The sequence below is a fragment of the Marinobacter excellens LAMA 842 genome, assembly GCF_001574445.1.
GTDB lineage: Bacteria > Pseudomonadota > Gammaproteobacteria > Pseudomonadales > Oleiphilaceae > Marinobacter > Marinobacter shengliensis.
The window spans coordinates 58,109-67,274 of sequence record NZ_LOCO01000022.1 but is presented as its reverse complement, the minus strand read 5'-3'; the positions used below and the strand labels follow the sequence as shown (position 1 = coordinate 67,274).

At 57.5% G+C, this 9,166-nt stretch carries 10 protein-coding genes; 2 read left to right on the top strand and 8 right to left on the bottom strand.

Annotated elements, in window-relative coordinates; all coding sequences use genetic code 11:
- Window positions 1-33 precede the first annotated feature (33 nt).
- From J122_RS16020 to J122_RS21255, 3 genes are all read right to left on the bottom strand, one after another.
- Window positions 34-981 carry a LysM-like peptidoglycan-binding domain-containing protein gene (locus J122_RS16020; RefSeq protein WP_061333172.1) on the bottom strand — a complete coding sequence of 316 codons (948 nt, stop codon included), beginning with the start codon at window positions 979-981 and terminating at the stop codon, window positions 34-36.
- A gap of 186 nt (window positions 982-1,167) precedes the next feature.
- Window positions 1,168-2,532, bottom strand: a complete 1,365-nt coding sequence (locus J122_RS16015) for a cytochrome P450 (protein WP_227510246.1) — start codon at window positions 2,530-2,532, stop codon at window positions 1,168-1,170.
- Window positions 2,533-2,551: 19 nt separating this feature from the next.
- Window positions 2,552-2,797 carry a 2Fe-2S iron-sulfur cluster-binding protein gene (locus J122_RS21255; RefSeq protein WP_082780613.1) on the bottom strand — a complete coding sequence of 82 codons (246 nt, stop codon included), beginning with the start codon at window positions 2,795-2,797 and terminating at the stop codon, window positions 2,552-2,554.
- 159 nt (window positions 2,798-2,956) lie between these two features.
- Here J122_RS21255 and J122_RS24835 point away from each other — a divergent pair, with 159 nt between their 5' ends.
- Entirely contained in the window at window positions 2,957-3,607 is a 651-nt protein-coding gene (locus tag J122_RS24835; protein ID WP_227510244.1) for an AraC family transcriptional regulator ligand-binding domain-containing protein, read from the top strand.
- A gap of 7 nt (window positions 3,608-3,614) precedes the next feature.
- Entirely contained in the window at window positions 3,615-3,992 is a 378-nt protein-coding gene (locus J122_RS24830; RefSeq protein WP_227510243.1) for a helix-turn-helix domain-containing protein, read from the top strand.
- Window positions 3,993-4,022: 30 nt separating this feature from the next.
- On the opposite strand, the gene J122_RS16000 is transcribed toward J122_RS24830, so the two are convergent.
- The 5 genes from J122_RS16000 to J122_RS15985 all read right to left on the bottom strand — a co-directional run bounded on the left by J122_RS16000 (window position 4,023) and on the right by J122_RS15985 (window position 9,147).
- Entirely contained in the window at window positions 4,023-4,271 is a 249-nt protein-coding gene (locus tag J122_RS16000; protein WP_264753583.1) for a sulfurtransferase TusA family protein, read from the bottom strand.
- Window positions 4,255-4,383 carry a hypothetical protein gene (locus tag J122_RS25950; protein ID WP_264753582.1) on the bottom strand — a complete coding sequence of 43 codons (129 nt, stop codon included), beginning with the start codon at window positions 4,381-4,383 and terminating at the stop codon, window positions 4,255-4,257. Before J122_RS25950 ends, J122_RS16000 begins: the two co-directional genes overlap by 17 nt.
- Entirely contained in the window at window positions 4,380-5,552 is a 1,173-nt protein-coding gene (locus J122_RS15995) for a formate dehydrogenase subunit gamma (protein WP_061333169.1), read from the bottom strand. Before J122_RS15995 ends, J122_RS25950 begins: the two co-directional genes overlap by 4 nt.
- 85 nt (window positions 5,553-5,637) lie before the next feature.
- Window positions 5,638-6,246: a formate dehydrogenase FDH3 subunit beta gene (fdh3B, locus tag J122_RS15990; protein WP_058092956.1), complete on the bottom strand. Its 609-nt coding sequence runs from the start codon at window positions 6,244-6,246 to the stop codon at window positions 5,638-5,640.
- Between the two features lie 15 nt (window positions 6,247-6,261).
- Window positions 6,262-9,147, bottom strand: coding sequence for a formate dehydrogenase subunit alpha (locus J122_RS15985; RefSeq protein WP_061333168.1), 2,886 nt, complete (start codon window positions 9,145-9,147; stop codon window positions 6,262-6,264).
- Window positions 9,148-9,166: the final 19 nt, after the last annotated feature.

The window sequence follows — 9,166 nt, the reverse complement described above, 5'->3', positions numbered from 1 at the left end:
TGTGGCTAAACCCGCTACCCGAGGAACAAACTGTTAAAGAGCAATGCGTGGCTTATTAGAGCCAAAATGAATCAGGTTCCAACTACCTTGACAGACGACGGGGGCGATTCGCTTGGTGACCGGGTGCTTGCGGTTCGGATTGAAGTGGGAACTGACCCGGTAAGGCGTCTGGGTGGGCCAGCGGCGAAACGCGGGCAGCACACTTTTGCCGTTTTGGTCGTAGTAATTGCCGTCCTCAAACCGGAATGCGGTGTGTGTGCGGCTCCCCCGCTTCAGCGAAACCGCTTCAACCCGGGTTTTACCGGTGCTTTGGTCATCGGCCATTTCATGGCTGATGATTACGGCAAACTGGTCGCCGGCACGTAAATCCCGCCGGAAATTCAGGCGGTGTTCAAGCAACTGGTTGACCGAGGCAATCTGGTGCGCGGTGAGCCCTGCTTTTACCGCAGAAACGTAGAAGCTGCCTTCAATGGAGCCTCTAAGCACTTCAGACACCCAGTGAGTGTCTGCTTCCATCCGGCGGTATTCGAACTGGTCATCGTCGGTGCGGGTATAGAAAACGGTGCGGGCGGAATCAAGCACAAGGGCAAGCTCGGTGAACCTGTCCTGATCGTCAAAGGTCAGCCGTAGCTGTGTACCTGGCTGCAATGTCTCCAGAGCCAGGTATTCCACATCGGCTTCAAGAATCTTGTTCAAATCCGAGCCCGGCGCGCCAGCTGAGCTGAAAATGCTGCTCAGGGTATCGCCCGACTGCACTTCGTGGTGTTGAGTGCGGGTGTCTGGCCGTGATTCGGCAATCGCATCGGGCAGTGTTTCGGTGCTGGCTGCTGCACTCGTTGGCGTAACCAGGGGCTCAATCGGTAGGGCGGGTATCTTCGCTGATGAGCTCTGAGTGGACCAGAAACTGGCAACCAACACCAGTACAACAGTGATGCCAAGAAGTGTTTTGTGGGTTGGCGTGAATGCCTGGTGTTCTGCCATTGTTCAATAGTCCCCGCTTGCCCGGTCACCGTCGACGGAATGGTTGGCAAGTCGTAAATCGGATTGCATGCTGCACGCGCAAGCGTACTCAATGGTCAGTTTAACAGGTGATGCCAATACTATGGTAACCCCGCGTCCTGACAGCGACATCAGGTCGCAGGGGGGAAGGGCTTGATCCCCTCCAGGCTATTGTCTGGCGGAGAGTTTTACCATCATCGCGCTGTAACCACGGACAAAGTTGGATTGTACGTACTCAGGCTCTGCCAACACGTCAATGCCGTCAAAGCGTTTCAGTATCTCCTCCCACAGTATCCGCAGCTGCATTTCCGCCAGGCGATTGCCCATGCAGCGGTGCACACCGAACCCAAAAGACAGGTGTTTGCGCACGTTCTTGCGGTCGATGATGAACAGCTCCGGGTCCTCCTCAAAGGCTCTTTCGTCCCGGTTGCCTGAGGCGTACCACATCACCACCTTGTCGCCCTGTTTAATGGTCTGCCCGTTCAGCGTTACGTCCTGCTTGGCCACCCTGCGCATGTAGGCCAGGGGTGTTTGCCAGCGGATGATTTCGGAGACCATGTTGGGAATCAGTTCCGGTTTCTCCTTGAGCTTGGTGAACTCCTCGGGGAACTGGTTGAGCGCCAGCACGCCTCCGGTCATGGAATTACGGGTGGTATCGTTGCCGCCGATGATCAGCAGCACCATGTTGCCCATAAACTCCATCGGGCGGTTGATCATGTCCCGGGTGTCGTCATTGGCCAACAGCAGACTGATCAGGTCAAACCCGGTTTCTTCACCAGCAGCTTTCCGTGCCTCCTTTTCTCGCCACAGCAACGACATCTGCTGCGCCATATCGGCGGCCGCCCGGAAAAACTCGTCACGGTTGGCGTGCCCTCCGGTGGATTCCGGGGCGCCGGAGGCCACATCCGACCAGTAAGCGAGTTTGTGACGCAGCTCGAAGGGGAAATCGAACAGGGTGGCCAGCATACGGGAAGTGAGTTCAACCGATACCCGTTGTACCCAGTCAAAGGGTTCGTCCACCGGAAGCTGGTCCAGCACATCGGCGGTGCGGCTGCGAATCAGCGCTTCCATTTGCGCCAGGTTTTTCGGTGCTACCACACCCTGCACAGCCTGGCGCTGGGCATCGTGCCTGGGTGGGTCCATGGCAATAAAGGTTTCGATTTCCAGCCCTTCAGGCTGGGGGCCAATGGAAATGATGGGCTCGGCGGAGAACAGGTCATGGCGGGTATCCACAAACATGATGTCCTCGTAGCGGGTGATCGACCAGAACGGGCCGAACGGGCTCTGTTTCTGGAAGTGCACCGGGCACTCATCCCGCAACCGCTTGAAATAGGAACCCCAGAGGCCTTGCCGGTACAGAAACGGATTGCTCAGGTCGATGTCTTGTAACGCAAGAGTGGATACATCGGGTAATGGGACTTCATTGAACACCGGCACTTCGCGGCTCCTGCCGGTACGCTGCTTGATGCTCTGAATAGCATGAGCTCCACGGACTTGCCAATGAACAGGAATAACCGCCGCAGCCTTATCCATAACCGGCTTCAGGGCAGGCTCAATCAGTGAATTCAGCAGGTTCATAGGATACCTCGGTTAACACAGTTGTTTCGTTGTTGCCGGTGGCCTGAATCCGGTCGTGATCAACAATTACATGGCAGGTGCCACAGGCGCAGGCGCCGCCACAATCCGCGTCTATTCCCGGGATGCCGTTATCAACGGCGGTCTGCATCAGCGTTTGGCCTGCGGCAATCTCGACCACATGTGCGGCACCGTTGTGTTCAATAAATGTAATCTGACCCATACGCGTTTCACCTCTGTTGTTTTTGGAGTGGTTTCAGTGGAAGCCAGATTACGATTAGAGGTGTTCGGGTGGCAGGTCATTAATTGACAGCGAGGGGTCATTTAAAGACACTCAAGGTGTGCGCCGGTCTTCAGGCGCTCACTCAAGGACACAAGAATAATGATGCACGACATTGACCTGAGCCAGCCGTGTATTCCCTCCAATTACAGCCGACTGATTACCCGGGAGTTGGCTTTACAAACCCGCGATGTCGCGGATTTGCTGGCGATGACCCAGCTGACAGTGGATCAGTTTCTGCAGGAGGACACTCTGCTGACCCCGCAACAGCAATTGCAGATACTGGATAACAGTTTGCAGCTGGCTAATGACGATACCTTCGGATTGCGCCTGGGCCGGCGGCTGACGTCGCCTACCCACGGTGCCATGGGGTTTCTGGTCAACAGCAGCCCGGACCTGCTGACTGCCATTCGGGCTTTTCAGGTGTTCCTGCCAACCCGCATGAACCTGGCCCGCCTTGAGATGGCCGCCAGGGACAACTGGTTGGAGGTGACTTGCCGCTTTCATGTGGAATTGTCGGAATCACTTTTAAAGGTTCTGAGTGAGAGCTTTGCGGTGATCTTTTTTGATTGTGCGGAATTTATTGTGGGCCGACCGGTGGGGGAGGTGGTATGCGGGTTTCTGCACAAGGAGCCTGGGTACAGCCATTGCTACGCGGTACATTCCGGGTTCGATAACATTTGGCGCAACCTCACTCGCGCTGAACATTCCGCTCGACGTGTGCAAGCTGCCCAATGCGTCCGCCAACCATGAGAACTACATGATGGCACTGAAGCAATGTGAAGGCATGCTGGCGCAATTGCAGTCCGACCGTGAGAGCTGCAAATACCGGGTACAGAAAATGATGCTGTCTCATCCACCAGGCGTGCTGACGGAAGAAGAGGCCGCCGCTGCGCTGTTTATCTGCAAGCGCACGTTGGCGAGAAGATTGAAAGCGGAAGGCACCAGTTTCCGACAACTGAGGGACGGTATTCTGTCGCAGCAGGCGATTGGCTATCTGCGGGATAGCTCGGTGTCGGTCGAGGCCATTGCGGAGTTGCTGAATTATCACGACAGCGCGAATTTCCGCCGGGCATTCAAGCGGTGGTTTGGCGTTACACCGGACCAATATCGACGTCGTAGTGCATCGCAACCATGATCTGTGGCCAGAGGTATTGGGCGCTTTGCTTCAGGCCAGGCAAATACGATAACGAATGACGCCGTTATCTTCTTCGTGGACCGATTCAATCTGGTGGCCGGTGATCTCGCACAGGGCCTGCAAATCGCGGCGGCCACTGACGTCATCCGCCAGGAATTCCACCCGGGTGCCACTGGGCAGCCCCTGGGTGCGTTTCTTGAAGCGCAAAACCGGAAGCGGGCATACCAGACCGACAGCGTCGATCCGGTATACCTCTGTCTGGTCAGTCAAGGCGCACACTCGTGGAGCTGCTGCCTTGTTCTGCGGAGGACCAGCCAAACTGGTTCAGTACCACGGGCGCGCAAACGGCAATGACCAGAGCCACGACAAACGCGGCTACCATAACTTTCATGATGAACCCCCTTTGCCCTGTTTTGCCTCAACCTCTTCCACCCACAGGTCGTGATGCTGGCGGGCCCATTCACGGTCAACCTGACCGTTGCCCATGGCATCAAACGCACCTTCCATACCGACAGAGCCGATGTAGATGTGGGCGATGATGGCCACCATCATGGCGAACGCAACGATAGAGTGCCAGATGTTGGCGTACTGCATCTCTTCATGGGGCGTCAGCGCAGTCGGGAAGTCGGTACCGATAACACTGTTAATAACGCTGAAGGTGCCAGCGAACATGGGCATTTCAAACGGGAACAGCAGCGACAGGCCCGACAGGGACACCGAGACGCCCAGCAGCATCACCGTCCAGAAAATGATCTTCTGGCCGGCATTGAACTTCTTCGAGGAGGGGTGGGACTTGGTGAAGATGCCACCGCCCGCCTTGATCCACTGCCAGTCGAGCTTGTTGGGTATGTTGTGCGCGACCCACATGACGAAGGTCATGACCAGGCCCAGCATAAAGGCCCAGGCGACATTATTGTGCAACCACTTGGAACCCACTGCGAGGGTTGAATAGGCCTCGTGCCCAATCACGGGAATCAGGAAACTTCGCCCCATCAGCGTGATCAGGCCGGTCAGCGCCAGGGCGATAAACGACCCCGCCAATAACCAGTGGCCAAAGCGCTCGATGGCTTTGAATCGTTCGATCTTGGTGCCGGAAGGGCCGCCATCGATCATGATTTTGCCGCGAACAAAGTAGAACACTACCAGCAGCAGAATGATGCCCAGAAGGGCGCCACCGCCGTAAGTGACCATGGGGCCTTCCCGGAGCTTGTACCAGGGCATGCCGCCGTCCTGAATCAGCACATCGGCCCCCGGGCCCCTGGCCTGGGTTTTGATATCGCTCTGGTTGTAGCGGATGCCCCGCCAGACATCGGAGTCTGACACGCCGCCCCGGGTGCCCAGTTGCTCCGTGATCGGCTTGGCGTTGGCCGGGTTGCCGAGGTTTTCAGAACGGAACGCCTCGTCCATTTTCAGCTGTTGCTGGCGAGCCATGATGTCTTCGAGGGTTTGCGCGCCCCCGGTCGCGGTTCGATCAACCGCCGGGGCATCGCTTGCCCAGGCAGGATTAAAAAGCAGTGTCGCCATTGCAAGCAGGGCGGCACCCAATAGTTTTCGGTTCATGAGAGCGCTCCAGCGGAATGAACAAAAAGAATAAGTTATCCCGATCGATTCCGGAGCCCTGAGGCTCCGGAATCCACGGGTGAGCTTAAGCGCCCTTCTTCTCGTAAGCTGTTCCCCATCCCCAGGCGCCGGAACCGAAACCACGGTTCACCACTCGCTGGCGATAGATGTCCGAAACCGTGTTGCCATCACCGGCCAACAGGGCTTTGGTTGAGCACATTTCCGCACAGAGCGGCAACTTGCCCTCTGCAATACGGTTGCGACCGTATTTGTTGAACTCCGTTGTTGAATGGTCTTCCTCAGGACCACCTGCACAGAACGTACACTTGTCCATCTTGCCCCGGCTGCCAAAGTTACCCGCCTGGGGGAACTGGGGCGCGCCGAAGGGGCAGGCGTAAAAGCAGTAGCCACACCCGATGCACAGGTCTTTGGAGTGCAGCACAATGCCGTCCGCCGTCTGGTAGAAGCAGTCGGTTGGGCAAACGGCCATACACGGCGCGTCTGAACAGTGCATGCAAGCTACCGAGATGGAACGCTCGCCTGGCTTGCCATCCTCGATGGTGACCACGCGGCGGCGGTTGATGCCCCAGGGGACTTCGTGCTCGTTCTTACAGGCTGTCACGCAAGCATTACATTCGATGCAGCGCTCGGCGTCACAAAGGAATTTTGCTCTTGCTTGTCCTTCAAGTGCCATGGTCTACACCTCTTGTTATGCTGGTTCGATGGCACACAGGGTGCACTTGGTCTCTTGCATCTGCGTGACCGAGTCGTACCCGTATGTCTGAACGGTGTTTGTGGATTCACCCAACACGATCGGATCGGCACCCTCAGGGTATTTATGCCGACGATCCTCGCCTTGCAGGTGACCGCCGAAGTGGAACGGCATGAAGGCCACGCCTTCGCCAACCCTTTCGGTAACCATTGCTTTTACCTTGATGCGCGCGCCCTCCGGGCCAGACACCCAGACATCCCTGCCATCGCGAATGTTCAAGTTATTGGCGTCGCGTGGATTCACCTCTATGAACATGTCTTGCTGGAGTTCTGCCAGCCAGGGGTTTGACCGGGTTTCGTCGCCGCCACCTTCGTATTCCACCAGTCGGCCAGAAGTCAGAATGATGGGGAAGTCCTTGCTGAAGTCGTTCTTCTGAATCGACTCGTACATGGTCGGCACACGCCAGAAGGTCTTGTCGGCGTAAGTCGGGTAGTCTTCCACCAGGTCGCGACGGTTGGTGTACAGCGGTTCGCGGTGCAGTGGCACCGGGTCCGGGAAGTTCCAGACGATGGCGCGGGCCTTGGCGTTACCGAAGGGTGCGCACTCGTGCTTGATCGCCACACGCTGGATACCGCCAGACAGATCGGTTTTCCAGTTGGCTTCCGGTCCGCCAACCGCGTCGATGGCCGCACGCTCTTCGGCAGTTAGATCGCCGTCCCAGCCAAGGTCCATCAGCATCTGCATGGTGAATTCCGGGTAGCCGTCCTTGATTTCCGAATCCTTGGAGTAAACCCCTTCAGCCAGCAGGTTCTCACCGTTACGCTCAACACCAAATCGGGCCCGGAAGGTCAGGCCGCCCTTGGACACCGGCAACGACATATCGTACAGGTTGGCGGTGCCCGGATGGTTCATCTCCGGGGTACCCCAGCACGGCCATGGCAAACCGTAGTAATCACCATCGCAGGGCCCACCCACTGCGCGCAGGGTGGTTTTGTCAAAGTGATGTTGATTGGCCATATGCAGCTTGAGCCGCTCAGGAGACTGGCCGGTATACCCGATGGTCCACATGCCACGGTTGAACTCGCGGGTGATGTCTTCAATTACCGGCTCGTCGCCTTCAATGGCGATGTTGCGGAACATACGATCAGTGAAGCCAAACTTGTCCGCAAACAGTTTGATGATTTCATGATCCACCTTGGAGTCGAACAGCGGCTCCATCACTTTCTCACGCCATTGCAATGAACGGTTGGAGGCGGTGACCGAACCCGTCGTTTCGAACTGCGTGGTTGTCGGCAGCAGGTAGGCGCCATCTGTCCGGTCATGCAATACGGCAGACACGGTCGGGAAAGGATCCACCACAACCAGCAGGTCGAGTTTCTCCATGGCTTCCTTCATTTCCAGCATACGGGTCTGCGAGTTGGGTGCGTGGCCCCACAACACCATGGCTCGGGTGTTGTCCGGTTGTTCCAGGTTTTCTTTCGCTTCCAGAACGCCGTCGATCCAGCGGGATACCGGGATGCCTTTTTCGTACATCATGGCGCGGGATTTGCCGTCTTTGTCCCAGGTGGCAAAACGACCTTTCAGCCAGTCCAGGTCCTCTTCCCAGACCCGCGCCCAGTGGGCCCAGGAACCTGCGGCAACGCCGTAATAGCCCGGCAGACTGTCGGCGACTACGCCGAAGTCGGTAGCGCCCTGCACGTTGTCGTGGCCACGGAAGATATTGGTGCCGCCACCAGCCACACCCATGTTGCCCAGAGCCAGTTGCAGGATGCAGTAAGCGCGGGTGTTGTTGTTGCCATTGGTGTGCTGGGTGCCACCCATACACCAGATTACGGTACCCGGGCGGTTGTTGGCCAGGGTGCGGGCAACGCGCTCAAGTTGCGCGCCCGGAGTACCGGTGACGCGTTCAACCTCCTCCGGATTCCACTTCGCCACTTCGGCGCGGATGTCCTCCATGCCGTAAACGCGGGTGCGGATGAATTCCCGGTCTTCCCAGCCGTTTTCGAAGATGTGCCACAGGATGCCCCAGATCAGGGCAACGTCCGAACCCGGACGGAAGCGCACGTACTCGTCTGCGTGGGCAGCGGTGCGGGTAAAGCGCGGATCACACACAATCAGCGGTGCGTTGTTCTCTTCCTTGGCCTTCAGAATATGCAGCAAAGACACCGGGTGCGCTTCCGCCGGGTTGCCACCGATCAGGAAGATCGCCTTGGACTTGTGGATGTCGTTGTAGGAATTGGTCATGGCACCGTAACCCCAGGTGTTGGCTACGCCAGCAACCGTGGTGGAATGACAGATTCGGGCCTGGTGATCAACGTTATTGGTGCCCCAGTAAGCGGCGAACTTGCGGAACAGGTAGGCTTGTTCGTTGTTGTGCTTGGCGCTGCCGAGCCAGTACACGGAATCGGGGCCGCTTTCCTCGCGGATTTGCAGCATCTTGTCGCCGATTTCGTTGATGGCGTCTTCCCAGGAGATCTTGCGCCACTCACCGTTGACCATTTTCATGGGCGACTTCAGGCGACGCTCGCCGTGGGCGTGCTCACGAACCGCCGCACCTTTGGCGCAGTGGGCGCCCAGGTTAAACGGGCTGTCCCAGCCGGGCTCCTGCCCGGTCCAGACGCCATTCTGGACTTCGGCTTCAACCGTGCAGCCGACCGAGCAGTGGGTACAGACGGATTTTTTACGAACGACTTCGCCGCCTCCCGTTGAGGGCGTTGACGCTTCTACCCGGGTTGTTGGCAGTGATAGTGCTGCCAGTCCACCTACCGTGATGCCCGAGGCCGCCAGGAAGCTACGACGGTCCATGGTTTTGGTAGCGAGGGATGAAAGTAAAGATCCAGCACGGGGGCCTTTCGCTACCCCGTTGGTTCTCTTCCTTAACATGTCGAATACCTCTCTCTTT